Origin of the sequence: Amycolatopsis sp. FDAARGOS 1241 (assembly GCF_016889705.1) — a bacterium.
Lineage (GTDB): Bacteria > Actinomycetota > Actinomycetes > Mycobacteriales > Pseudonocardiaceae > Amycolatopsis.
Genome location: NZ_CP069526.1, coordinates 6,107,356 through 6,130,702 on the forward strand (window position 1 = coordinate 6,107,356; position 23,347 = coordinate 6,130,702).

The following is a 23,347-nucleotide window of genomic DNA, read 5'->3' on the forward strand; positions in this document are numbered from 1 at the left end:
GTAGTCGTCACGGAGGCGCCCTTGCGGTTCGACGTCGGGCCGAGCGTGGCGGACCGCCGTGGTCCGTTGCAGCGCCTCTCGACCTCAGTGACCGAGACTACCGGACGTGGCCGGCACGGGTCAGCCGCGTTCACACTGCGGGACGTTCAGGCCCCCAGCGGTGCGCCCCGCCAGCGCCACTCCGTGCGGCGTGACCTGCCGGGCAGCGCGATCCGGCCGGTGCACCACCGCAGCGCGTCCCACGGATCGGACGCCCACTCCGTGCCGGGGAACAGCCGCGCGACCACCCGCGCGCACACTTCCCGCGGCGGATCGATGGTGGTTTCCTGGCCCAGCGCCAGGTCTTCCCCGTGCAGGAGCAGCTCGGCGCATCCCATCGCGGCGAACCCGGCCGGATCGGCGTACCCGGTCGGGTGGTAGGCGCGCGTTCCGGGCGGGCTCACGAGGGCGGCCGCCGCCAGCAGCCGCGCCCCGGTGCGCACGAACTCAAGCAGCTCGGCGGCCGACGCGTCCTCGTCGGCCTTCGCCAGGAACCGCACGTAGTGGTCCTCCGGGCGGGCCACCAGCTGGGCCGCGTACGACAACAGCGTGTCACCCAGGTGTTCCGCGGTCTGGCGGCAATCCCAATCGAGCTCGCCGGCGTGCCGCGTCCAATCCGCATCGACGGTGGGGCTCAGCGCGGTTTCCACGGCGGCGAGCGCGTGGCCGACGTCCTCGGCGGTGACGGTCATGGGCGCCATGCTGCCGCACTCAGCCGCCGGCCGGGTGCAGTTCCGCCCGCAAGCGAGTCAGGGCGCGGTCCTGCTGCACGAGCACGACGGCTGAGGTGGCACCCAGCGCTTCGGCCGTCTCCTCCGCCGACAGCCCGACGACGACCCGCAGCACCAGTATCTCGCGCTGGCGCTCGGGCAGGGACCGCATCAGCTCGGTCATCCGGCCGCCGACCGCGTGCCGCCCGCCGGCCCGCTCGGCGCCGACCGGGATGCTCGCGATGGTCCGCCGCGCGATGTCGTAGACGAATGCCAGGAACGGCCGGCGGGACGCGCGGTAGCCGGGCAACGCGGCCAGCACCTCGAGACAGATCTCCTGTGCGACGTCGTCCGCGTTGCGGAACTCGTCCTCCTGGCGGCCCAGGCGCGCGCGGCAATACCGCACCACGAACGGCTTGATCGCCGGAAGCACGCGCCCGACCGCCGCACCCTCGCCCGCGGCGGCCTTTTCGAGGACGTCGTCGGGCTGAGCGCGCAGGAGCTGCGCGGGCGCGGCACCCCGTTCCCGACCCGGCATCGGCCCTCCCTCCCCTTCCCAGAGCCGACATTAGGAGCGGCTGACGGCGCTGAACTCGCCCGGCGCGGGCGAAACACCCGCGTGGGGCAGAGCAACTGCGTCAGTGAGTCACTTGCTGTTCTGCTGCCAGAACGGGCAGTGGTGGTCCGCGGCGAAGCCGGGGGCCGGGTGGACGCCGTCGGCGGCGAAGGACTGCACGGTGCCGGCGGGCCAGTCCGGCAGCGGTTTCCCGGCGGTGAACGCGGACCAGGTGTCGACCATGCGGTCGGCGAGGGACTGCTGGGCCGGGGTGAACGAGGCGGGCGGGCCGTCGAGGTCGAACAGGTACGGGAGTTCGGACGTGTGGGCCGCGCCGAGCGGGAATGGTGCGGCGAGGCCGGCAGCGGCCGGGGAGGTCGCGTCGGCGAATTCGTAGTGCCGGGTGGACGGCAGGCCCGCCGCGAGACGGTCGGCGACGCACGAGAACGTCGAATCCGTGACCGCTGCGGCGTATGCGCGGGTGGCGTCGCCGTCGAAGGCGGACGGTGGGTACTGCGCCGCGACCGCCGGGCCGTCCTTGAAGACACGTCCGAGCGCCGCGGCGTACCCGCTCGGGGAGACGGGTTCGGCGCCGGCCGCGAGCTGCTGGGCGAGGAAGTACGTGAACTCGTCGTGGGTCGTGCCGATGAGCACCGGGACGGGGGCGGCGTTCTCCACTCCCGCCACCGGGTCGACCGGCAGCGTCGTCCCGCCGGTGACCGGACCGGGGAACTCGACGCCGGAGATCGACGCGTACACCGGCGCGGGCAGCAGTTTCGCCACGGGCAGCGCGCGCAGGCAGGCTGCCGCCTTCGCGCGGTCGGCGCAGCCGTGTGCGCCCGAATAGTCCACACTGGACTTCTCGGCGGCCGCGAGCGTCGCCTGCGCCTGGCACGGCGCGCTCTGGATCACCGCTGCCCGGAACAACCCGCGCGAGCCGGGCGCGACGAGGTGGTCGCACACCGACATGCCACCCGCCGATTCGCCGGCGATCGTGACCGCGCCCGGGTCGCCGCCGAAGGCCGCGATGTTGTCGTGGACCCAGCGCAGGGCCTGCTGCTGGTCGAGGAACCCGTAGTTGCCCGGCTGCGCGCCGAGCGACGGGTCGGCGAGGAAGCCGAGCGTGCCGAGGCGGTAGTTGATCGTCACCACGACCACGTCGCCGCGGGCGGCGAGCCGGCGGGCGTCGTAGCGGTCGCCGCTGCCGTCGAGGAAAGCGCCACCGTGGATCCACACGAGCACCGGCTTCTTCGCGGCCGGCGCCGGTGGTGTCCAGACGTTGAGGTAGAGGCAGTCTTCGCTGGTGCCCGCACCGGTGCCTTGGGGGCAGCGCGGGCCGGGCTTGGTCGCGTCGCGTTCCCCGGTCCAGGACGCGGGCGGCGCCGGCGGCTGCCAGCGCCGCTCCCCCACCGGCGGCGCGGCGTACGGGATTCCTTCGAACAGGCGGTGATCGGGCTCCGCGATCCCGTGCACGGCACCCGAGGCCGTCTCCACGACCTCACCGAGCCGTCCGACGGCTGCGACCGAAGCCGCGCACGCCGGCGCGACCACCACGCACACGAGCAGCACCGCGGCGAGCGCGTGCCGCCGAGCCGCCCCGAACGCCTCAGCCACGTGCCGGACCCTACCGGGTTCGGTTACTTTTTCACGGCCCGGGATCTTGGTCGGCCCCATCGCCGCAGGTCGGCGGTCCGGGGCGGCCAAACGGAGCAACCACTCACCCGGATTCGCCGGCATTGAGACGGCCGTAGGCTGGCGCCATGGCCGATCACGTGGACACCGTGCTCGCGCAGTGGGCTGAGCAGCGCCCGGACCTCGACGTGTCGCCGATGGCCGTGCTCGGCCGGCTCAAGCGCGTGTCCCGGATCGTCGACTCGGAACTGTCCCGCACGTTCGCCCGGCACGGCCTCGACGCGCCTTCCTACGACGTCCTCGCCACCCTGCGCCGCAGGGACCCGCCCCACCACCTGACCCCGACGGAGCTCATGCGCTCGGCGATGGTCACGTCCGGCGCGGTCACCCAGCGGCTCGATCGCCTCGAAGACCGCGGCCTCATCACGCGCAGCCGCAGCGCCACCGACGGCCGCGGCATCGTCGTGTCGCTGACGGACGACGGCCGCGCCTTGATCGACCGCGTGCTGCCCGACCACTTCGCCACCGGGCGCCGCGTCCTCGACGCACTCGATCCCCTGGAGCGCGCCGCGCTGGCCGACGCGCTGCGCACCCTGCTCGAATCCTTCGGCGACCGCACCGCCTGACCACTCACCCCAGGCCGTAGCGCCGCAGCTTGCGGTAGAGCGTCGCCCGGCTGATGCCGAGCAGGGCGGCGGCCCGCACGCGGTTTCCGGTGGCCGTGCGCAACGCGTCGGCAATGGCCTGGCGCTCGGCCTTCTCCAGTTCCGTCAGCCGCGGCGGCGCCGGCGAGGAGCGCAGCCGGCCCGGCAGGTGGCCCGCGCTCATCGTCAGGCCCGCGGCCTCCTCCCGCGCCGCGGCGACGGCGGCCTTGAACTCCACGAGGTTGCCGGGCCAGTCGTGGCGCTGCAGGGTCGCGCGCGCGTCCTGCGTGAAGTGCGCGCCCTCGCCGAAGCGCTGGGGCATGCGCCGGGATGTCGGCCGTGCGCTCACGCAGGCTCGGCACGAGGATCTCGACCGGCGACCAGCCGATGCGCAACACCTCGGCACAGCCGGTGCCGGTCGTGAACGTCGCGACCACCCGCGCCTGGTGGCCGCCGGTCAGGAGCGCGGCGAGCCGGGTGGCGCGTGCGGGGTGCAGGCGTTCGACGTGACGCAGCAGCACCGCGGGAGCCGACAGGGCGGGCTCGACCTCGCCGAGCCACCCGTCGTCGTCGCCGCCGTCGCGCAACTGTCCGCGGCCGCGGCGCGCGACGGTGTCGACGTGCGGACGGGCCACCGGGTTCAGCGGCTCATCGTCGATGGCGGAGTCGACAGCCGGCGCGTCGCCGGCGTCGAGGCCACGACTGCTTCGGGACAGACTGTGCGCGTTCTCGCACGGAAAGGTGTCGTGTTCGCAACGGGCGGTTTCTCCCACGACGACGATCTGCGGCGCAACCACCTCGGCGTGCCGGCGTACCCGGGATGTGCGGTTCCGACCAACGAAGGAGACTTTCTGCGCATCGCCTCGTCGATCGGCGCTCAGCTGGGCACGATGAACCACGCGTGGATGTGCCCGGTGCCGCTGGCGGGCGCGGGGCGCGCCGACCTGGTCGGCATGTTCTCCGTGGCGGGCGACTCGATGATCCTGGTCGACCGCCACGGCCGGCGCGTGGCCAATGAGAAGCTGCCCGACAACGAGTCGGCGCGCACCTTCTTCCGCTGGGACCCGGCGACGGGCGCCTACCCGAACCTCGTGCTCGTGCAGCTGTGGGACCAGCGCAGCCAGGACCACTCCGCCAGCACGGAGTACGGCCGCCTCATCGTGCCGCCCGGCAGCGACGACAGCCACGTCCTCAAGGCCGCGACGCTCGGCGAACTCACCGCGAAGATCCGTGAACGCCTCGCCGGCCTGCACGCGGAGACCGGCGGCTTCACCCTCGCCGACGACTTCGCTGCCAACCTGCCCTCGACGATCTCGCGGTTCAACCGCTTCGCCGCCAACGGCCGCGACGAGGACTTCGCCCGCGGCGAGACGGCCATCCAGCTCGTGTTCAACGGCCCGGTGAAGGACGAACCCGGCCGCACCAACCCCACGATGTGGCCGCTGAGCCCCACCGGCCCCTACTACGCGGCCCTCGTCACCGGTGGTGTCCTCGACACCAAGGGTGGCCCCCGCACCGGCCCCGACGGCCACGTCCTCGACGACCTCGGCGTCCCCATCCCGGGCCGCTACGGGGTCGGCAACTGCGTCGCCTCGGCCTCCGGCCGCGCCTACTGGGCCGGCGGCGCCACCCTGGGGCCGATCATCGCTTTCGCTTACCGGACAGCCAATGCGGTGGGTTCTTGACCACCCGCCTGGGTCCACAGTGGCTGTCCGGCCAAGTTGAGCCGAGCTGTCCGCCCACGCGGTCGAGGGGAGCCACGGCACCGGGGCAGCCCTTCGAGCCCGCCCCGCGGCGGCCACTGTGGACACCTCGGCCGGACGCCGAGCTGCCCGCCACCGGGCATCAGCCCATGCTCTTCGCGCCGTCGAGGGATTCGCGGATGATGTCGGCGTGTCCGGAGTGCTGGGCGGTCTCCGCGATGATGTGCATGAACACGCGGCGGGCCGACCAGGCGCCACCGGGCTCGAACCAAGGGGCCTTCGGCAACGGCTGGGTGGCGGACAGGTCGGGGAGGGTCGCGACGAGCTCGTCCGTGCGGCGGGCGACGGCGTCGTAGTCGGCGAGCACGCCCGCCAGCGTCTCGCCCGGGAGCATGCGGAACTCGTTCTCGCGCTGGGCGAAGTCGGCCTCGGTCATGGAGTCGAAGTCGCCCATGGCGGAGGGGCCCTCGACGATGAAGTCGGCCCAGCCGCGCTCCACCGAGGTCACGTGCTTGATCAGGCCGCCGAGGCACAGCTCGCTCGCGGTGGTCCTCAGACCGACCTGCTCGTCGGTCAAGTCGCGCGTGGTGAACCGCAGGAAGTGCCGGTGCTTCCCGAGCATCGCCAGCAGGTCCGCGCGCTCGCCGGTGGTCACGTCGGCGGTGAGGGTCTCGTTCACGGCTTCGTCCTTTCGTGTTCGGCTGGTAAAACCCAAGGTAAACCCCATTCAGGCCACTTTCTGGCCGCTATGGGGAAGACTCTGGGTCCATGGCCAACACGAGTTCGCGGACGCTGCGTCTGCTGTCGCTGCTGCAGACCCACCGCTACTGGCCCGGCGCCGAACTCGCCGAGAAGCTGGGCGTGTCGATCCGCACGCTGCGCCGCGACGTCGACCGCCTGCGCGAGCTGGGCTACCCGGTGGACGCGCAGCGCGGCGTCGACGGCGGTTACCAGCTCGCGCCGGGCGCGGCCCTGCCGCCGCTGGTCGTCGACGACGAAGAGGCCGTCGCGCTCGCGGTGGGGCTGCAGGCCGCCGCGCAGAGCTCGGTCGAGGGCCTCGCGGAGTCGTCGCTGCGGGTCCTGGCGAAACTCGTGCAGGTGATGCCGGCCCGGCTGCGCCGCCGGGTCGACGCGCTGCGCGCCATGACCGTGCCGTTCAGCTGGAACGGCAGCACCGGCGCCGACGTCGATCCGGGCGTGCTCACCGCGGTGGCCCTCGCCTGCCGGGACAGCGAACGGCTGCGGTTCGCCTACGTCGCCGCCGGTGGCGCGGCCACGCGACGGCACGTCGAACCGCTGCGGCTCGTGCCGGTGGGCCGCCGCTGGTACCTCGTCGCCTACGACCTCCAGCGGCACGGCTGGCGCAGCTTCCGCGTCGACCGGATCACCGGGCCGGAGGGCACGGGCGCCCGCTTCCGCCCGCGCCGGCTGCCCGCGGACGACGCCGCCGAGTTCGTGCGCGCCCGCCTGGTCACCGTGCCGCGGCCCTATCGGGTCGAGGCCGTCGTCGAGGCCCCGGCCGCCGTCGTACGGCAGCGGATCGGGCAGTGGACCGCGGTCGAAGAGCTCGAACCGGGCCGCTGCCGGGTGCTGATGACCGCCGATGCCCTGGAGTGGCCCACGTTCGCGCTCGGCGCCGTCGCCGCCGACTTCCACATCGTCGAGCCTGCCGAGCTGCGCGACCGGGTGCGGGAATGGGGTGCGAGATTCGGCCGTGCGTGACCCTTCGCGGCGTAAGGTGGCAGGCCGGGAGGCGGCCATGGCCACAGTCAGCGTCCGCTACATCGTCGACGACGTCGACGCCGCGATCGCGTTCTACCGCGACCACCTCGGGTTCACCGAGGTGATGCACCCCGCCCCGGCCTTCGCGATGCTCGCCCGCGGCGACCTGCGCCTCGTGCTCAGCGCCCCGGGCGGCGGGCCCGGCGGCGGCCAGGCGATGCCCGACGGCCGCGTCCCCGAACCCGGCGGCTGGAACCGCTTCGCCCTCCAGGTCGACGACCTGAACACCGTGGTGGCCCGCCTGCGCGCCGACGGCGTGCCCTTCCGCAGCGACGTCATCGAAGGCATCGGCGGACGCCAGGCCCTCGTCGACGACCCGGCGGGCAACCCGGTCGAGCTCTTCCAGCCGACCCGCGCCGAAGCCCGGCTCGGCTGAACCGGGCTGCGCGCCGCCCGGGCGGAAACAGCCTGGCCGGACCAACCCGCGTCGGTAGCCGGCCGGGAGCCGGCTGTCTGCGCACGGAGGCGACCGCACACCGGGCTCCACCGGGGCACCCTCAGACCGTCAGCATCGGACGAACGCCGGGGCTTGCCCGCAGCGCGGAAGCGCCGCGGACAAGCCCACGCCGGGCTCGCTCACACCGGCGAGCAAGCCCGGCCACGAAAGGCTTCCCGGCCCCGCTCAGCAACACGCCGAGGCCGCCACCGAAGTCGGCTCCCAACCCCACGGATGCGGGGGCTCGCCCGGTTCCACCACGGCACCCGCGCGCACCGTCAGCACCGGCACGAACGCCCGGTCCAGCCGCAGCGCGGCACCCGTCGAGTCGGACACCGACCAGTCGCCGGAGGCAAGGGAGAGGACCGACAGGTCCGCGGGGCGGCCGACGGCCAGGCGGCCGGCGCGGTCCGCGATGCCGGCGGCCGCCGCGGGGCCGGCGGTGGCCATCGTGAGCACCTCCGGCACGTCGAACCCCAAGGCGAGGTAACGGCTCATCACCTCGGTGAGGCTGAAGACGATCTCCCCGTGCCCGGTCAGTGTCAGGTCGGTGCTCACGGCGTGCAGCGGCAGGCCCTGGTCGAGCACACGGCGGGCGACGTCGAACGACAGGTTCTTGCAGCCGTGCGCGGAATCGAACAGCACGCCGCGCTCGGCGGCCGCCCGGGCTTCGGGCAGGAGCTTGCCGTCGGCGTCCAGCACTCCGCCCGGGTTGGCGGTGAAGACGTGCGTGACGATGTCGCCCGCGTCCAGCAGCTCCAGCGTCTCCGGGCCGACGCTCGGGCCGGCCAGCCCGCCGATGTCACCGACGTGCACCATCAGCGGCACGCCCGCCTCACGCGCCACCGTGCGCGCGGTCCGCAGCATCGCCAGACCCGGCCCCTGCAACGCCGGAGAAACCACGCGCACCTTGATCCCGCGCACGAGCCCCGCGGACGAGCTCAGCACGCGCCGGACACCGTCCGGATCAAGGTCGTCCGCTGTGGTCACATCGGGCTTGACCGCGAGCCCGCGTCGTCCGATGTGGACGAAGGGGACGACCTCGGTGCGGGCTCCGGGCAGCAGCGCGGCGAACTCCGCGAAGTTCTCCGGGCCGGAGCTGCCCGCGTCGACCACGGTCGTCACCCCGGACAGGACACCGGCGACGTCCGGGTCGATGCTCAGCGCCGAACCGGGCGCGAACACGTGCGTGTGCAGGTCGACGAGACCGGCGGCGACGAGACTGCCGGTCACGTCCACCACCCGGCCCGCACCGGCGCGGTCCAGGTCGCGCCCGATCGCCGTGATGACCGACCCGGTCACCGCGACGTCGAGCCGCCCCGACAGCCCGGCGCCCGCGTCGACGACCTCACCACCGGCGAGCAGCAAGTCCGTCACCGAGGCACCTCCGCGGCGTCACTCACGACCACCAGCCCGTCGAGGGGCACCGCGCGCTGCGCCGTCACCGAGACCGGGTTGAGCTCCAGCACGAACCCCGTCCACGGCAGCCGTTCGACGAACCGCGCGAACCGCACCAGGAACGCCACCGCCCGCGCGCCCGCGTCCGAAAGGGACAAGCCCTTCGCCTTGCCGGTGGTCCGCAGTCGGCGCAGCAACGCCAGCGCCGCGGCTTCGTCGAGCGGGGCCAGCGCGAAGCTGACATCGTCGATCAGCTCGGTCGCCACGCCCCCGGCGCCGCATGAAACCACCGGGCCGAACACCGGGTCGCGGAACCCGGACACGAGCAGTTCCGTGCCACCCACGGCGGACTGCTGCACGAGCACGCCGATCAGGTCCGCGCCGAGCGCATCCGTGCGCGCCGCGAACTCCCGGAACACCTGTTCCGCCGTCGCGCGGTCGGCGACGCCCAGCCGCACCAGCCCCGCCGCCGCGCGGTGCGTGATCTGCGGCGACAACGCTTTCAGCACCACCGGGAAGCCCAGTTTCTCCGCCAGCGCCCCGGCTTCCTCGGCGGACTTCGCGGTTTCGCCGCGCAGCACGTCGAAGCCCGCCTCCGCCAGCAACCGGTGCACGTCGTGCTCGGCGATCACGTCACCGCTCGCCACCGCGGGCAGCGCCGTGTCCTGCACAGGGGTCACCAGGCCCGGCGCGTCGGCCAGCACCGCGCGCGAAACGGCGTCGTCCACCTGGAGCGGCCGCGTCAGCAGGCCCAGGGTCTCCACGGCCGCGCGCTGGTCGGTGAACACGTGGATCCCCGCGTCGGCGTACAGCTTCGCCGCGTCCGGAGTGGTCGCGCGCGAGTACACCGCGACCGCCAGATCCCCGCGCCGGTGCAGGTCGATCACGGGACCGGCGATGTCGCGGGGATGCACACTCTCCCCCACGCTGAACTGCGTGAGCAGCACGTCCGCCTCCCCCGAGCGGCCCAGTGCGTCCAAAGTGGATGGCAGCTGCAGCCGCCACTTGTCCTGGACATACGCCTCCGGCGTGAGGTCCACCGGATTCTTCGTCGACGCGATCTCCGGCATGGTCGGCGCGATCGCCGCCCGCGTCTCCTCCGACAGGGCCGGCACCTCCAGCCCGGCCAGCGCGCACTGGTCCGACGCCAGCACCCCGGCGCCACCGCCGTGGCCCATGATCACGACGCGGCGCCCGCGCAGCGGCGGCAGGCCGGCCCGGCCGTGCAGGTAACCCGCGGTTTCGAGCAGTTGCTCCACGGAGCGCACCTGCACGGCGCCCTCCGCTTCCAGCAAGGCGTCCCACACGCGCGTCTCGCCCGCCAGCGCGCCGGTGTGCGCGGCGATGGCCGCCGCGCTCGCGGCCGAGTGACCGACCTTCAGCACGAGCACCGGCTTGCCGAGTTCCCGCGCGCGGCGCAGCATCGCCGCGAACCGGGCGCCGTCGCGCACACCTTCCAGGTACGCCAGCACGATCTCCGTGCCGGGATCCTCGACCACGGTCTCGAGCAGGTCCACGACCCCGAGGTCGACCTCGTTACCGGTGCTGATCATGTACCGGAAACCGATGCCGGACTCCTGCGACCACGCGTGCGCGTTCGCCGCGAGCCCTCCGCTCTGGCTGACCATGGCGATGCCGCTCGTGAGCAGCCGGTCGGTGCCGCGCAGCCAGGTGGCGAACGTGCCGGTGAAGCCGACGGCCGTGTTCACCACGCCGAGGCAGTTCGGCCCGATCATCCGCACGCCGGTCGACCGCACGACCTCGGCGAGTTCCGCTTGCAGCCGTTCGCCTTCGGCCCCGTTTTCGCTGAACCCGCCGGCCCACGCGATCGCGCCGGGGACGCCGGCGTCGTGCAGCTCACGCACCACGCCGGCGACGTTCGCCGCGCCGAGGCCGATGATCGCGACGTCCACATCGGACGGGAGCTCGGCCACGGATCGCACGGCCGGGTAGCCGGCCACCGTCTCCGCCGTGGGGTGCACGGGGTGCACCTCGCCGGCGAAGCCGAACTTCCGCATGAGCGCGGCGGCCGCGCCGCCGCGGTTGCCCGGCCGGTCGCTCGCGCCGACGACCGCGACCGAGCGCGGCGCAAGCAGTCGCTGCAGCGGGGTCACTTGCCCTGCCACACAGGTGAACGGCGCTCGACGAACGCGCGGCTGCCTTCCTTCGAGTCGTCGGTGGCGGCGACGTCGCGGTCGAGCTGGCGTGTGTACTCGTCCAGCGCCGGGTTGAGCGAAGCGATGCGGTACACGCGCGTCGCGGCCTGCACGGCGCTCGGCGAACCGGCGACGACCATCGCCGCGAGCTCCTCGGCCTTCGCCATGATCTCGTTCTGCGGGGCGACCTTGTTCACGATGCCCTGGCTGTAGCAGTCCTCGGCGGTCAGCCGGCCGTTGCACAGCGTCAGGTACGCGGCGGTCGCGCGCGGCAGCGCGAGGAACTTGGCCTGCGGTGAGCCGAGCCGTCCGACGTTGGTGTGCTGGTCGCCGAGCCACGCGTCGTCGGCCATCACCCGCAGCTGGCACTGCATCACCAGCGTCAGGCCCACACCGACGGCGAATCCGTTGACCGCGGCGATGAGCGGCTTGTCGAGGTTGGCGTCGTACGGCATCCCGCCGCCGCCCCAGAAGTATTCGGGGTTCGACGGGTCCTCGTGCGGCGTCTGCTCACCGCGCGCCTGGTAGCCGGCCAGGAACTTGATGTCGCGTCCGGCGCAGAACGCCTTGCCGGCGCCGGTGAGGATGCCGACGCGCACGTCCGGGTCGCGCTGCATGTCGAGCCACACGCGGCGCAGTTCGCGGTAGGCGTAGGTGTGCAGGGCGTTGCGCACCTCGGGCCGGTTGATCGTGATGTACGCGACGTGGCCCTTCTTCTCGTAGAGCACGTGCTCGAGGTCGCGCGGTGCGGTGGACGGGTCGTACGTGCCGGACATCGGTCTCCAGTCGTCGGGCGGATCGGGAATTCGGGGGGTCAGAGCTGGCTGAGGAAGGCGCGGGCCCGTTCGGTGCGCGGGTTCTCGAAGAACCGGGCGGGCGGGCCGGCTTCGACGACCTTGCCTTCGGCCAGGAACACGACCTGGTCGGACACCTCACGCGCGAAGCGCATCTCGTGGGTGACCACGACCATCGTCATGCCGTCGGCGGCGAGCTCGCGCATCACGCGCAGCACCTCGCCGACGAGCTCGGGGTCGAGCGCGGAAGTGGGTTCGTCGAACAGCATCACATCGGGGCGCTGCATCAGTGCGCGGGCGATCGCCACGCGCTGCTGCTGCCCGCCCGAAAGCTGCACGGGGTGGGCGTGCGCGCGGTGCTTCAGGCCGACGCGCTCGAGGATCGCCAGCGCGCGCTCCTCGGCTTCCTCCCATTCGAGCTCGCCGTGCAGCAGCGGCGCGAGCGTGAGGTTGCCCAGTGCGGTGAGGTGCGGGAACAGCTCGAAGTGCTGGAACACCACGCCGAAGCGGCGCCGCTGGGCGAGCAGCCGCTTGCGCGGCATGTCGTGCAGCTTGCCGCCGCGCACCACGCGGCCGACGATCTCGCCGTCGAGCAGCACGTGGCCGGTGTCGGGCGTGAGCAACCCGTTGACACACCGCAGGAGCGTGCTCTTGCCGGAGCCGGACGGCCCGATCAGGCACGCGACCTGACCTTCGCCGAGCGTGATGTCGACCCCGTCGAGGATCTTCGCGTCGCCGTAGCTCTTGCCGACCCCGACGACCTCCAGCAGGTCCGGGCGGGCCGGCTTCGCGGGCGCCTCGCCCGCGGTGTTCTCATGCGCTGCGAGCACCGGCGTCTCCTTCCGTGGCGGCTTCGGCGGTGACGGCCGCGTCCGTGGTGCGGACGCGCCGGCGGTAGGCGCTGGTCCGCCGCTCGAGGTACCGCTGGCCGAGGCTCGCCAGGCTCGTGAGCACGAGGTACCAGATCGACGCGACGAACAGCATCTCCATCGTGGCGAGGTTCTGAGACGCGATCTGCTCGGCGACGCCCAGCACCTCGGTGCCGGCGATGGCGTACACGAGCGAGGTGGACTTCAGCAGCAGCACGAACGTGCTCCCGGCGGGCGGGATCATCACGGGGATCGCCTGCGGCAGCACGACTTTGCGTTCGATCTGCCACGGGCTCAGGCCCATTGCCGCGGCCGCTTCGCGCTGCGACTCCGACACCGACTGCGTGCCGGCCCGCACGATCTCCGCGAGGTACGCGCCCTGCTCCAGCGACAGCGCCACGCCTCCGGCGACCATCGGCACGAGCACGGAGTTCGTGGACACCGACCAGAAGCTGAGGTCCGTGAACGGGATGCCGATGCCCAGCTTCGGCAGGAACAACGCGAAGTTGCCGAAGATCAGGATGAACACGATCAGCGGCACGCTGCGGAAGAACCACACGTAGAGCCAGCTCGCCGTGCGCGCCACCGGGTTGCGGCTGACCCGCGCGTACCCGACGACCACACCGATCACCGAGGCGAACACGAACGACACCACGGCGAGCGCGATCGCGCCGAGCACGCCTTCGAGGATGCGCCAGTCGAACAGGTACCGGGCGATCACGTCGAGGTGGATGTTGTCGTTGTGCAGCAGCGTGTTCAGGATGATCAGCAGCACGATCGCCAGCGCGAGCCACGAGACGATCCGGCCCACGGGCGAGCGCACCGCGTGGTGCTGCGGGATCGGGTCGGCCCGCGTGAACCGCGGCCCGGGGTGGGTTTCCGTGGTCATTCCGGCACTCACTTCGTGGGCTGGTTGAGCGTGGCTTCGGGGACGAGCTGGTTCTGCGGCAGGCCGAACCCGGTGAGGATCTTGGCGTAGCTGCCGTCCTTGATCATCGCGTTGACGGCGGCCTGGAACGCGGCGGCCAGCTTCGGCAGGTCCTTGGCGATGGTGAACCCTTCATCGCCTTCGTCGATCTCCGCGGCGATGGCGTCGTTGGCTTTGGTGGCCACGAGCTTCCCCTGCGACTGCTGCGCGGTGTAGACCACGGTCGGGGTGGGGATCATGCCGCCGTCGACGCGCCCGGACTGAACGGCCAGCACGATGTCCGCGGTCGCCGACAGCCCGATCATCTGCGGGGCCGGCTTGCCGCCCTGGGTGCAGTGCTTGGCGATGTCGTTGAAGATCGCGACGGTCGCGGCGGCGGCCTTGCCGAGCCCGATCTTCTTGCCGCACACGGCGTCGAGCGTTTCGAACTGCACGGCATTGTCGGCCGTGGCCAGGATGCCCTGCAGGTTCTTGAACGCGCCGACGACGTTGGCCTTGGCGATGATGTCGGCGTTGGCCGCGCTGGCCGAGCCGCTGACCACGATCTTGCCCGCCTGCATCGCGGGCAGCTGGTCGGGGTAGAGCACCTGCTGCCACGCGACCTTCAGGCCCATCATCCCGGCGGCGTGCTCCACGAGTTTCACCACGGCGCCGGTCGGGGTCTTCGTGCCGGTTTCGTACATGGCCATCGGGGCGGCCTGGAAGTTCGCGCCGCCGTTGATCGTGCCCGTCGCGGCGATGTCCGCGGGGACCAGCGCCTTGACGGCCGGGTCCACCGCGGCGGGGGCGATCGACGCCGCGGCCGGCTGCGGCGCGGCGGATCCGGCGGGCGAGCCGACCGGGGTGTCTGTGTTCGAGCAGCCGCTCAGTGCGGTCGCCACGGCGACACCTGCGGCCAGCGAGAGCACCAGCTTCTTCATGGGGACTCCTCAGTCCAACGGCGCTGTTGAGCTGCCTTTCGAGCAGCGCTCACAGTGCCCCACCGGATTCGGTCGAGTCAAGTACTTGACTGACCAATTTTGTCTGACAAGTATTTCTGCAGAGCCGGACTTGTCGTACCTCGTCCGACCGGAGCAGCAGCGTCTCCGCTACCCTGGAGGGGCTGTCGTTCCCCGGCCTCACCCTGGCCGGGACGTGGGGTTGCGGCACCGGTCCAGGGGGCGGCGAACACACGAGGAGACCAACCACAGGAGGTGCCAGCGGTGTCGTCGGTACTCGGATCACCGTCTTTGACCGAGTCGCTCGCCGAGGCGCTCCGCGCGCAGATCATCCGCGGCGAAGTCGCTCCGGGACTCCGGCTCACGGAGGCGTGGGTGGCGAGCCGCTTCGACGTCGCGCGCCCGACGGCCAAGGCTGGTCTCGACCGGCTCTGCGCCGAAGGACTGCTGCGCCGGGGGCCGCGCCGGAGTTCCATCGTGCCGCAGCTGTCCACTGAGGACATCCGGGACATCTACTTCAGCCGCGAACCCGTGGAGACGCTGGCGGTGCGCACGCTCGCCGAGTCGAAGTCGGTGCCCGGCGACGCGCAGCAAGCGCTGAACATGATGCGCGTCGCCGCCGAGCAGGCGCTGCACTCCGACCACACCGAGGCCGATGTGGCCTTCCACCGCGCGCTCGTCGCCGCGGCCGGCAGCCCGCGCCTGCAGCGGATGCACAGCACCGTGATGGGCGAAGCTCAGCTGTGCATCGCACAGGTGCGCCGCACCGCCTCCACGGACCTGGTGGAGCTGACCGCCCGGCACGCCGCGATCATCGACGCGATCCGCGAGGGCGACAGCTCCGTGGCCGAAGAGGCGATGCGCGCGGACCTGCACGGCTGCCGCGACATGCTGCTCGCGGACGCCGCGAAGCGGGCCGGCGTGGCGGTCTGAACCTCGTCACCAGCCCAGCCGCGGCACGCCGGAGAGCCACGCGAGCGACTCCTCCGTCGGGACCGTCGGCTTGTACTCGCACGCCACCCTGCCCCGGTAACCCGACTGCCACAGGCGTTCCACGACCCCGGCCACGTCGACCTGGCCCGTGCCGGGTTCGCCACGGCCAGGGGCGTCGGCGATCTGCACGTGGGCCACGAAGTCCGCGTACTCGTCGACGACCTTCGTGAGGTCCTCACCGCTCGTGGTGAGGTGGAAGGTGTCGAAGAGCAGGCCGATGTTTCGCGCGCCGGTATCGGCGCGGACCTGTTCGACGACCCGCACGCCGTCGCGCGCGGTTTCCAGCGGGTAGGCGCCGTTGAGGCCGCGCCCCAGTGGTTCGACGAGCACGGTGCCCGTGAGCTTTCCGACGGCCGCGGCGAGCTGTTCACGTGCGACGGCGTCCTCCCGCGCCGGATCGCCGCCGGGCGAGCGCTGGCCGTAGAGCGCGTTGAACGCCGGGCAGCCGGTGCGTTCGGCGATGGCGGCGACGAGATCGAGGTTGGCCTCGAACTCCTTGCGCCGCGCGGGGTTCGACACGATCCCGCGTTCGCCGCCGGGCATGTCGCCGGCGAACAGGTTCAACCCGGCCAGGGCGACGCCCGCTTCGTCGAGCGCGCGCACGAAGGCGTCGACCTCCGCGGCGGCGGGCACGGCTTCGGGCCAGGGCCACCACGTTTCGACGGCGGTGAAGCCGGCTTCCGCGGCGCGCGCGATCCGTTCCAGGTACGGCACTTCCGCGAAGAGCAGGGAAACGTTGGCGACCAGCTTCAGCTTTCCCTCGTCCGTCACCGGGCGCTCCACTTCTCGACGCCGGACAACGCGGCCACCTGGGCGAGCAGTGCCGAGTGGTCCAGCCCACCCGAACCGGTCGCGCGCAGCGACGCCATGAGCTCGGCGACGAGCGCGCCGGCCGGGGAGAAAACGCCGTTCTGCCGGGCCGCCGACCGGTAGATCTCGAGGTCCTTGTGGTGCAGGTCCACGCGGAAGCCGGGCTGGAAGTTGCCCGCCAGCATCGCTTCGCCCTTGCGCGCGAGCACAGTGCTGCCCGCGAGCCCGCCGCCGAGCACGTCGACGGCGGGCTTGAGGTCCACCCCGTGCGTGTCGAGGAAGACCAGCGCTTCGGAAACGAGCTGGAGCGTGCCCGCGACGAGCAACTGGTTGGCGGCCTTGACCGTCTGGCCACTGCCGGGCCCGCCGACGAGCACGATCGTGGTGCCCATGGCCGCCAGGGCCGGCCGCACGCGCTCGAGGGTCTTGGCGGCGCCGCCGACCATGATCGACAGTTTGCCTTCCTTCGCCCCCGCTTCCCCGCCGCTGACCGGCGCGTCGAGCATCGGCATCGACACCTCGGCGGCGCGCTCGTGCAGCTCCCGCGCGGCGTCGGGCCGGATGGTGCTCATGTCGACGAGCACCGTGCCCGCCTTCGCGTGCTCGAAGATCTCGGCACAGACGGCCTGCACGTCGGGCGTGTCCGGCAGCACCGTGACGACCACGTCCGCGTCGGCGACGGCTTCGGCCAGCGACGCGGCGAGCGCACCACCCCCGTCTGCGAGCGGCCGGCCTCTCTCGGCGGTGCGCGTGTACCCCACGACGTCGAAACCGGCATTCACGAGGTTCAGCGACATGGGGAGCCCCATGACCCCCAAGCCGACGACCGCGATCCGCACTCTGTCTCCCTCCATTGGGCGCCCGAGGGCGTGGTTGGACGAGGACAGCTTCCCGAGCCACGGGTAGCCGGTCAAGTACTTTTGTCAGGTGAATTTTGTCAGGCAAGATTACCTGTGATGAGGGACACGGCTGACCCACGGAGGGGCTGAGCGGAGAGTTTCGTCAGGTTGCTCGGACCGGAACGAGCGTGTAGCCGCGAACGGGACGACGCTCACGTGGCCGACGGACAGCCGGCCTGGCTGCGGCATCGCCGCGACTCGGATCGGCGCCCCGGCTGACACGGCAGGCCACCGGTGGAAAGGCGGGCACCGCCGCGGCGCCAACCGGTAACGGCGTCGCGGGGACGGGCGGCGCGAGAACCGCAGCCACCGTGGCAAACGGACAAGAACCCCGGCGAGACCACCCATCCCGCAGCCGCGACGGCAGCCAAGCGGTGACTTCGCCACCCGAAGTCACCGGCGTTCTGGCGGCCGGACGCTAGGCCGCCGCTGCGGCGACGACCACGACCGAAGCCGGCGCCGGGGCTGGCAGCGCGCGAGCCGGCCCCACGTCGACGACAGGCAGGGAGGGCGCAGCGGCGGCCGTGACCGGACGGCAGCGGAAGGACCGCAGCCACTGGGTGAGCAGCACCGCACCGCCGGGCAGCGTGGAGACCAGGCCGAGCAAGCCGTACACCACGGCGACCGTCACGCCCTGCTGCGCGCCGAGCCCGGCGGCGGCGAAGGCCAACGCGGCGACGCCCTCGCGCGGGCCGAAGCCGCCGATGTTGATCGGCAGGCCCATGGCCAGCAGGGCGAGCACGAGCAGCGGCAGGAGCGTCGCCGGGGAGGCCGTCGCGCCGGCCGCTCGGGCGGCCACCACGAAGAGCGTGAGGTGACCCGCGAGGGCCACCAGCGACAGCGCCGAAACCTGCGGCCACGTGCGCCGGCCGAGCAGCCCCGCCCGCACGTCGGCCATGGACACCGCGAAGGCGCGCCGCCACTTCGACGGACTCACCAGCCAGCGGTCCCCCGTCACCGAGGCCGTGGTCAGGACCGCGACGGCCACCACCAGCACGGCGGCGCCGGCCACCGTCAGCACGTCGTGCGCGAAGCCCGGGACGACCGTGGGCCGGAAGATCAGCACGGCCAGCCCCGCGGCCACCACGACGACCTGCCCGGCCGTGCGTTCCAGCACGACCGCTCGCACGCCACGGGCGACGTCACCGGACTGGCGGCCGTGCTCGACCGCGCGGTGGACGTCGCCGAGGATGCCGGCGGGCAGGACGCCGTTGAGGAACTGGGCGCGGTAGTAGTCGGCCACTGCGCGACGCAGCCGCAGGCGCAGGCCGAGCCGCGAGGCGACCACGCGCCAGCGCCAGGCGCTCACGACGGTGGTCAGCACGCCGATCGCCAGCGCGGCGAGCACCGGCGCGAGGCCGAGCACCCGCAGGCCGTCGAGGAAGGCACCGCTGCCGAGGCGCCACACGAGCACCCCGATGATCGCGAATCCACCGAGGATCCGGAACCACACCCAGAACGTACGCATCAAGCCACCTTGATCGGGACGGAACGCCAGCGGGCGACGACTTCCGTGAGCCGGCGCGCGGCGCCGTCCCACTCTTCGAGGGCATTGCCGCGGCCGAGCGCGGCGGTGCGCAGGTCCCGGCGCAGCTCGGCATCGGTCGCCCAGCGCCGCAGTGCGGAGGCGAGCGCGCCGGCGTCGCCGGACGGGACGAGCAGGCCGGGCACGGTGCCGTCGGCCGAGCGGCCCAGCGCATCAGGCACACCGCCGACGTCACTGGCCACCACGGGGATGCCCCGGGCCAGCGCTTCGGTCACGACCATGCCGTAGGTCTCGGCGTGGGAAGGCAGCAGCACCAGGTCCGCGCCGTCATACGCCGCGTCGAGCTCGCCGCCGGCCTTCGGACCGCTGAAGGTCACGCGGTCACCGAGCCCGAGCCGCCGGACGGACCAGCGCAGTTCGTCGACGTACTCCGGTGCGCGCGTCAGCGACCCGACGAAGTCCACGGTCAGCGGCAGGTCGCGCAGCTGTGCCAGCGCTTCGACGAGCACGTCCTGGCCCTTGCGCGGCGTCACCGCGGCCACGCACAACAGCCGCGACACCCCGTCGGTCCCCGACGCCAGTGGAGCCAGGTCCACGCCCGGCTCCACCACCTCGACCGTCGACGGCGCAAGCCGGTGACGCCGGACCAGGACGCGCGCCGCCGTCGGGCTCGTGGCCACGACCTGGCGCACCGCCCGCAGCGTCGCGCGCTCGCACGCGTCCAGCTCCGCGGCGTGCACCGGATCGAGCCCCGTCTCGTCGGCCAGCGGCAGGTGCACGAGCACGCCGAGCCGCAGCCGCCGCGCGTGCGGCACCACCACGTCCGGCACACCGCACGCGACCAGGCCGTCGACCAGCACGGTCGTGTGGTCCGGCAGCGCCGCGAGCGCGCGCGCCAGCCGCGCGCGGCCCGTCGGGCCCGGTTCGGGCCACGACCCGTGCACGGCCACCTGCAGCACGGGCACCCCGACGCCCGGCAGGCTCTCGCACATCCGGCGGTCGTAGGTGTTGCCACCGCTGGGCTCGGTGACGTCGTCGACGTTGCCGGGCAGCACGAACGCCACCACGTCCCCCGTCTGCTGACTCCGCACGGTGCCTCCTCAAGCCACTCTCACCCAGCAACACGGACGAGAGCGGCCGTCGGTTCAATCGGCTCCGAGAACTACAGCCAGCGCGGCCGACTTCCCTTCGCCAGCTTGCCCCACCGGGCCGCGAACTCCTCGCGCTTCGTCGACAGGATCGCCTCAGCCGAGCCGTAGACCACGCCGAAGGAGAACCCGACTCCTTCGTCACGCCCGTCGACGCCGAGCCGGAGGACCACCGGACGCGCGACCACCCAGTCCTGGTGCTCGCCCAGCGCCTGCTGAACGCGCTTCACTCCCTTGCGCCACTTGCGCAGCCTCGTCCCGTACACCGGCCGGACCACGTCCGCCGCGTACCGGGCACGCTTGGCCTTCTTCCGCACGTCGTGCAACGCGCGTTCCAGCTCCGCTCCCGACTTCCCCTCAGCCGCCCGATGTGCCTTCCGCAGCTTCTTCTCCGCCTTCCGCACCGGCTTGCGCAACACCTTCCGCGCGGCTCCCGGCACGCTCGACACCTCGGCCACGACGGCGTCCAGCTCGCGCAGCAAGGCCAGATACCGCTCTCCCTCCAGCGCCGCCATCGCCCGCTCACGCAGTTCGACGGCGTCGCGGGAGAACCGCCGCGTGAGGTATTGCTCGACCGGCCCGGCGACCAGGGCGTCGGGCGCGTCGAGGAACCAGTCCCGCAGCAGCGCCTCGGTGACCTCGTTGTCGCGCGCCGGCCCCAGCTCCCCGCCGAGCCACTTCAGCTCCTCCGCGACCGACGCCACGCGCTCGTCGTCCACAATGGACGAAAAGGTTCGCAGGGCACTCCGCAGCTTCCGGGACGCCACGCGCATCCGGTGCACGGAGTCGTCGACGTCGCGGCGCACCCCCACGTCGGCCCGCCGCAGCGCCGCGAGCTGGCCACGCAGGTAGGCGCCCACGACCTCACCCGCGTCCGGCCGCTTCCCCGGCGACGGCGAGGCCGGCATGCGGTCCCCGAGGAGCCGGCGCAGCTTCGACGGCCAGGCCGACGCCCGCGCGCCCGCGTCCGCGAGCGTTGATTCCAGTTCGTCGAGCAGCTCGGCCGGCGCGCCGGTCGCGAGCTCGACCTCGAGCTCGCGCCACCTGTCCAGCCGGGCCGTCTCGCCGCCGACCTCACCCGTCACGTGGTCGTCGGTCACCGTGGCCACGACCTTGCCCGCCGCGTCACTCAGCTCGTGTGAGAACCGATCCGTTTTCAGGTGCGCCATCGGCAGCAGCTTGCCTTCCAGCGTGTACGCCCGCAGCAGCTGCCGGAGCTCGCGGGGCACCTGCCCGTCCTGGGGGCCGAGCGGCTCGCGCAGCTCTTCACGCGTGTCCTGCGCCACCGGCAGCTTGAGGTGCCAGCCTGCATCCCTGCCGCCGAGGCGCCGCCGCAGGGTGATCCCCGCGGCGGCCAGCGCGAACCCCTCGGTGTCGTAGTACGTCGCGTCGAGTTGCTGCTCGACCGGCGCGTCCTGTCCTCGCACTGTCCCGTCGCCGCTGAACCGCGGCACCGCGGTGCCCGGCGCGATCTCGTACTTCCGCTCGCGTTCGAGCTCGGTCACCGGTTTCCCCATGCCACCCACTCCTCAGTCACTCCTCAGCCACCCTGACGAAAGTCTGAGGCAGGAAAGGCGGTCACGGCGCGCGGTGTTCCAGCGGCGGGCTCACGTCCGGGTAGCTCGCTTCCTGCGCCGGCACCGCCGTGGTGGTCACGTTCACAGCTCGTCGCTCGGCTTCCCGGCGCGAGAGCCTGCGGTTCACCACGGCCTCGCCCACCTGCTCGCCGCGGATGCGGCCCAGCACGGCGAGCGTGACCGCGTGCACGATCGCCAGCACCAGCAGGAGCACGCCGATCCGGCCGACGACACCCGGCAGATCGCTGGCCCCCAAGGGAATCGTGGAAAGCAATGCCAGCAGGCCCAGCGTCACCAGGTGGAACAGCACCGTGACGAGCCTGGTCATGGACGCGCTCGCAGCCGCGTCGCCGTACGAACTTTCGAGATACCCGCGTCCGCTGCGGTAGATGATCTGCCCGTCGATGAGAACGAGCACCACTCCGATGGCGAGGAACGACACGTACGCTTCCGTGCTCATCCCGGCACCCTCCTTCCGGCCTCTTCCCGAGGATTACCCGCCTGGTCGAGGGCGGAAACGGCGCTTGAGGTTCAGCCGCGGAAGGTGTCGGGGTCAGGCCCGATGCGGTGGTCCGCGTCGAGCTTGCCGATGGCGTCGGCGTCCGCGTCGTCGAGTTCGAAGTCGAACACGTCGATGTTTTCGCGGATGCGCGCAGGCGTCGCCGACTTCGGGAAGACGATGTTGCCGAGCTGGAGGTGCCAGCGCAGCACCACCTGGGCGGCGGACTTGCCGTACTTTTCCGCCAGCCCGGTCAGCACCGGGTCCGACAGCACTTCGGCCTGCGCGAGCGGGCTCCACGCCTCGGTCGCGATGCCGTGCGCGCGGTGGTAGGCGCGCAATTCCGTCTGCTGCAACGCCGGGTGCAGTTCGACCTGGTTCACCGCCGGCACCGTGCCGGTGGTGCGGGCGAGCTCTTCGAGGTGCTCGAGCTGGAAGTTCGACACACCGATCGACCGCGCCTTGCCGGCGCGCGCGAGTTCTTCGAAGCCTTCCCAGGTCTTCACGTACTTGTCCTGGTGGGGCAATGGCCAGTGGATGAGGTAGAGGTCCACGTAGTCGAGTCCCAGCCGGCGCAGGCTACCCTCCAGCGCGTTGATCGCGTTGTCGTGGCCGTGCGCGTCGTTCGCGAGCTTGGTCGTGACGAAGACCTCTTCCCGCGGTACGCCGGAACTCCTGATGCCCTCGCCGACGCCTTCCTCGTTGCGGTACATCTGCGCCGTGTCGAAGTGGCGGTAACCCGCGTCGAGCGCCGTCCGCACCGCTTCGGCGGTCTCCTCCGGCGGGATCTGGAAAACGCCGAAGCCGAACTGCGGGATGGTGACGCCGTTGTTCAGCTCGATTCCGGGAACGTTCGTCGTGTGAGCGGTCATGGTCCCGGCCTACCCGAGGCCCCCAGGGGCGAAACGCGATCAAGAGGCGGCCGCGGCCGCGAGCGCGCCGGAGAGGGTGGAGTGCACGGTGAGCAGGGTGTCGGCGCCGGTCACTTCGAGGCAGCGGCGGACGCTGCGCACCCCGTCGCACACCACGGTGAACGACGTGGCTCGCTCGCGCGCGGCGAACAAGGCGCGGATCCCGGCGCAGCTGAGGAATTCGACGCGGGAGAGGTCCGCCACCAGGGGCGCGCCGGCCTCGGCGGCCTCAAGGAGGGCCTCGGTGAAACCGGTTGCGGTGGCGGCGTCGACATCGCCCACGGGGGTGAGTACGCGGACCCCGCGTCGTTCGGTCGTGGTCACTGTCAGGTCCGCCGGTACCGAGACCGCGGAGAACGGGTTATTCATGGTGCGCTCCTCTCGCAGGAACCTGCTTTGGGGCGCTGACCGGAGCACGTGTCTGAACAACAGCCAACGC

24 protein-coding genes and 1 riboswitch are annotated in these 23,347 nt (G+C 72.3%); of the genes, 5 read left to right on the top strand and 19 right to left on the bottom strand.

The features are described from left to right. Positions 1 to 6: 6 nt before the first annotated feature. A riboswitch (S-adenosyl-L-homocysteine riboswitch) is annotated at positions 7 to 86 on the bottom strand. A 60-nt stretch (positions 87 to 146) separates the two neighbouring features. The 3 genes from I6J71_RS30005 to I6J71_RS30015 form a co-directional block, all read right to left on the bottom strand. Further along, entirely contained in the window at positions 147 to 731 is a 585-nt protein-coding gene (locus tag I6J71_RS30005) for a maleylpyruvate isomerase N-terminal domain-containing protein (RefSeq protein WP_204089937.1), read from the bottom strand. Between the two features lie 19 nt (positions 732 to 750). Next, entirely contained in the window at positions 751 to 1,287 is a 537-nt protein-coding gene (locus tag I6J71_RS30010) for a sigma factor-like helix-turn-helix DNA-binding protein (protein ID WP_204089938.1), read from the bottom strand. Between the two features lie 108 nt (positions 1,288 to 1,395). Continuing rightward, positions 1,396 to 2,919 (bottom strand): carboxylesterase/lipase family protein, encoded by a 1,524-nt coding sequence (locus tag I6J71_RS30015; protein WP_239153998.1) that lies wholly within the window; start codon positions 2,917 to 2,919, stop codon positions 1,396 to 1,398. A 146-nt stretch (positions 2,920 to 3,065) separates the two neighbouring features. On the opposite strand from I6J71_RS30015, the gene I6J71_RS30020 reads away from it, so the two are divergent. Beyond that, complete coding sequence (locus I6J71_RS30020) at positions 3,066 to 3,563, top strand: MarR family winged helix-turn-helix transcriptional regulator (protein WP_204089940.1); 498 nt, start codon at positions 3,066 to 3,068, stop codon at positions 3,561 to 3,563. A gap of 4 nt (positions 3,564 to 3,567) precedes the next feature. Here the strand turns inward: I6J71_RS30020 and I6J71_RS30025 are convergent, their stop codons facing one another. Beyond that, positions 3,568 to 3,903, bottom strand: a complete 336-nt coding sequence (locus I6J71_RS30025; protein WP_204089941.1) for a helix-turn-helix domain-containing protein — start codon at positions 3,901 to 3,903, stop codon at positions 3,568 to 3,570. A 124-nt stretch (positions 3,904 to 4,027) separates the two neighbouring features. Between I6J71_RS30025 and I6J71_RS30030 the strand changes: the two genes are divergently transcribed. Continuing rightward, on the top strand, positions 4,028 to 5,266 hold the full coding sequence (locus I6J71_RS30030; protein ID WP_239153999.1) for an FAD-binding protein: 1,239 nt from the start codon (positions 4,028 to 4,030) through the stop codon (positions 5,264 to 5,266). 160 nt (positions 5,267 to 5,426) lie between these two features. Here I6J71_RS30030 and I6J71_RS30035 read toward each other — a convergent pair whose 3' ends face one another. Further along, entirely contained in the window at positions 5,427 to 5,906 is a 480-nt protein-coding gene (locus I6J71_RS30035; protein WP_239155476.1) for a DinB family protein, read from the bottom strand. A gap of 146 nt (positions 5,907 to 6,052) precedes the next feature. On the opposite strand from I6J71_RS30035, the gene I6J71_RS30040 reads away from it, so the two are divergent. Together I6J71_RS30040 and I6J71_RS30045 are read left to right on the top strand one after the other, a co-directional pair. Beyond that, complete coding sequence (locus I6J71_RS30040; RefSeq protein ID WP_204089943.1) at positions 6,053 to 7,006, top strand: YafY family protein; 954 nt, start codon at positions 6,053 to 6,055, stop codon at positions 7,004 to 7,006. A 37-nt stretch (positions 7,007 to 7,043) separates the two neighbouring features. Then, positions 7,044 to 7,442: a VOC family protein gene (locus I6J71_RS30045; protein WP_204089944.1), complete on the top strand. Its 399-nt coding sequence runs from the start codon at positions 7,044 to 7,046 to the stop codon at positions 7,440 to 7,442. A 246-nt stretch (positions 7,443 to 7,688) separates the two neighbouring features. On the opposite strand, the gene I6J71_RS30050 is transcribed toward I6J71_RS30045, so the two are convergent. Genes I6J71_RS30050 through I6J71_RS30075 form a run of 6 tightly spaced genes read right to left on the bottom strand, consistent with a single transcriptional unit; the run spans position 7,689 to position 14,567 of the window. Beyond that, positions 7,689 to 8,879, bottom strand: a complete 1,191-nt coding sequence (locus tag I6J71_RS30050; RefSeq protein WP_204089945.1) for an amidohydrolase family protein — start codon at positions 8,877 to 8,879, stop codon at positions 7,689 to 7,691. Continuing rightward, a complete protein-coding gene (locus I6J71_RS30055) occupies positions 8,876 to 11,014 on the bottom strand; it encodes an acetate--CoA ligase family protein (RefSeq protein ID WP_204089946.1) in 2,139 nt (712 codons plus the stop codon). The genes I6J71_RS30050 and I6J71_RS30055 overlap by 4 nt, the downstream gene beginning before the upstream one ends. Further along, on the bottom strand, positions 11,011 to 11,832 hold the full coding sequence (locus I6J71_RS30060) for an enoyl-CoA hydratase/isomerase family protein (RefSeq protein ID WP_204089947.1): 822 nt from the start codon (positions 11,830 to 11,832) through the stop codon (positions 11,011 to 11,013). The genes I6J71_RS30055 and I6J71_RS30060 overlap by 4 nt, the downstream gene beginning before the upstream one ends. A 38-nt stretch (positions 11,833 to 11,870) precedes the next feature. After that, on the bottom strand, positions 11,871 to 12,680 hold the full coding sequence (locus tag I6J71_RS30065; RefSeq protein WP_304503245.1) for an amino acid ABC transporter ATP-binding protein: 810 nt from the start codon (positions 12,678 to 12,680) through the stop codon (positions 11,871 to 11,873). After that, positions 12,664 to 13,608: an amino acid ABC transporter permease gene (locus tag I6J71_RS30070; protein WP_204089948.1), complete on the bottom strand. Its 945-nt coding sequence runs from the start codon at positions 13,606 to 13,608 to the stop codon at positions 12,664 to 12,666. The genes I6J71_RS30065 and I6J71_RS30070 overlap by 17 nt, the downstream gene beginning before the upstream one ends. A gap of 8 nt (positions 13,609 to 13,616) precedes the next feature. After that, positions 13,617 to 14,567: a transporter substrate-binding domain-containing protein gene (locus I6J71_RS30075; RefSeq protein ID WP_204089949.1), complete on the bottom strand. Its 951-nt coding sequence runs from the start codon at positions 14,565 to 14,567 to the stop codon at positions 13,617 to 13,619. A 282-nt stretch (positions 14,568 to 14,849) separates the two neighbouring features. Here I6J71_RS30075 and I6J71_RS30080 point away from each other — a divergent pair, with 282 nt between their 5' ends. Continuing rightward, positions 14,850 to 15,518 carry a GntR family transcriptional regulator gene (locus I6J71_RS30080; protein ID WP_204089950.1) on the top strand — a complete coding sequence of 223 codons (669 nt, stop codon included), beginning with the start codon at positions 14,850 to 14,852 and terminating at the stop codon, positions 15,516 to 15,518. Positions 15,519 to 15,524: 6 nt separating this feature from the next. Here I6J71_RS30080 and I6J71_RS30085 read toward each other — a convergent pair whose 3' ends face one another. From I6J71_RS30085 to I6J71_RS30120, 8 genes are all read right to left on the bottom strand, one after another. Next, positions 15,525 to 16,349, bottom strand: a complete 825-nt coding sequence (locus tag I6J71_RS30085) for a hydroxypyruvate isomerase family protein (protein ID WP_204089951.1) — start codon at positions 16,347 to 16,349, stop codon at positions 15,525 to 15,527. Then, a complete protein-coding gene (locus I6J71_RS30090; protein ID WP_204089952.1) occupies positions 16,346 to 17,242 on the bottom strand; it encodes an NAD(P)-dependent oxidoreductase in 897 nt (298 codons plus the stop codon). Before I6J71_RS30090 ends, I6J71_RS30085 begins: the two co-directional genes overlap by 4 nt. A 463-nt stretch (positions 17,243 to 17,705) precedes the next feature. Continuing rightward, positions 17,706 to 18,755 (bottom strand): lysylphosphatidylglycerol synthase transmembrane domain-containing protein, encoded by a 1,050-nt coding sequence (locus I6J71_RS30095; protein ID WP_204089953.1) that lies wholly within the window; start codon positions 18,753 to 18,755, stop codon positions 17,706 to 17,708. Beyond that, the gene (locus tag I6J71_RS30100; protein ID WP_239154000.1) at positions 18,755 to 19,864 is read right to left on the bottom strand and encodes a glycosyltransferase family 4 protein; all 1,110 of its coding nucleotides are present in this window, start codon (positions 19,862 to 19,864) and stop codon (positions 18,755 to 18,757) included. The genes I6J71_RS30095 and I6J71_RS30100 overlap by 1 nt, the downstream gene beginning before the upstream one ends. Positions 19,865 to 19,935: 71 nt before the next feature. Beyond that, positions 19,936 to 21,438, bottom strand: a complete 1,503-nt coding sequence (locus I6J71_RS30105; protein WP_204089954.1) for a CYTH and CHAD domain-containing protein — start codon at positions 21,436 to 21,438, stop codon at positions 19,936 to 19,938. Between the two features lie 61 nt (positions 21,439 to 21,499). Further along, on the bottom strand, positions 21,500 to 21,958 hold the full coding sequence (locus tag I6J71_RS30110) for a hypothetical protein (protein WP_204089955.1): 459 nt from the start codon (positions 21,956 to 21,958) through the stop codon (positions 21,500 to 21,502). Between the two features lie 71 nt (positions 21,959 to 22,029). Further along, complete coding sequence (locus I6J71_RS30115; RefSeq protein ID WP_204089956.1) at positions 22,030 to 22,869, bottom strand: aldo/keto reductase; 840 nt, start codon at positions 22,867 to 22,869, stop codon at positions 22,030 to 22,032. A gap of 39 nt (positions 22,870 to 22,908) precedes the next feature. Beyond that, positions 22,909 to 23,277 carry an STAS domain-containing protein gene (locus I6J71_RS30120; RefSeq protein WP_204089957.1) on the bottom strand — a complete coding sequence of 123 codons (369 nt, stop codon included), beginning with the start codon at positions 23,275 to 23,277 and terminating at the stop codon, positions 22,909 to 22,911. Positions 23,278 to 23,347: the final 70 nt, after the last annotated feature.

Coding starts and splice junctions, on each gene's coding strand:
- I6J71_RS30010 (WP_204089938.1), bottom strand. CDS start 1,287: ATGCCGGGTCGGGAACGGGGTGCCGCGCCCGCGCAGCTCCTGCGCGCT.
- I6J71_RS30040 (WP_204089943.1), top strand. CDS start 6,053: ATGGCCAACACGAGTTCGCGGACGCTGCGTCTGCTGTCGCTGCTGCAG.
- I6J71_RS30020 (WP_204089940.1), top strand. CDS start 3,066: ATGGCCGATCACGTGGACACCGTGCTCGCGCAGTGGGCTGAGCAGCGC.
- I6J71_RS30110 (WP_204089955.1), bottom strand. CDS start 21,958: ATGAGCACGGAAGCGTACGTGTCGTTCCTCGCCATCGGAGTGGTGCTC.
- I6J71_RS30120 (WP_204089957.1), bottom strand. CDS start 23,277: ATGAATAACCCGTTCTCCGCGGTCTCGGTACCGGCGGACCTGACAGTG.
- I6J71_RS30095 (WP_204089953.1), bottom strand. CDS start 18,755: ATGCGTACGTTCTGGGTGTGGTTCCGGATCCTCGGTGGATTCGCGATC.
- I6J71_RS30005 (WP_204089937.1), bottom strand. CDS start 731: ATGACCGTCACCGCCGAGGACGTCGGCCACGCGCTCGCCGCCGTGGAA.
- I6J71_RS30045 (WP_204089944.1), top strand. CDS start 7,044: ATGGCCACAGTCAGCGTCCGCTACATCGTCGACGACGTCGACGCCGCG.
- I6J71_RS30105 (WP_204089954.1), bottom strand. CDS start 21,438: ATGGGGAAACCGGTGACCGAGCTCGAACGCGAGCGGAAGTACGAGATC.
- I6J71_RS30115 (WP_204089956.1), bottom strand. CDS start 22,869: ATGACCGCTCACACGACGAACGTTCCCGGAATCGAGCTGAACAACGGC.
- I6J71_RS30090 (WP_204089952.1), bottom strand. CDS start 17,242: ATGGAGGGAGACAGAGTGCGGATCGCGGTCGTCGGCTTGGGGGTCATG.
- I6J71_RS30025 (WP_204089941.1), bottom strand. CDS start 3,903: ATGCCCCAGCGCTTCGGCGAGGGCGCGCACTTCACGCAGGACGCGCGC.
- I6J71_RS30070 (WP_204089948.1), bottom strand. CDS start 13,608: ATGACCACGGAAACCCACCCCGGGCCGCGGTTCACGCGGGCCGACCCG.
- I6J71_RS30075 (WP_204089949.1), bottom strand. CDS start 14,567: ATGAAGAAGCTGGTGCTCTCGCTGGCCGCAGGTGTCGCCGTGGCGACC.
- I6J71_RS30035 (WP_239155476.1), bottom strand. CDS start 5,906: ATGCTCGGGAAGCACCGGCACTTCCTGCGGTTCACCACGCGCGACTTG.
- I6J71_RS30060 (WP_204089947.1), bottom strand. CDS start 11,832: ATGTCCGGCACGTACGACCCGTCCACCGCACCGCGCGACCTCGAGCAC.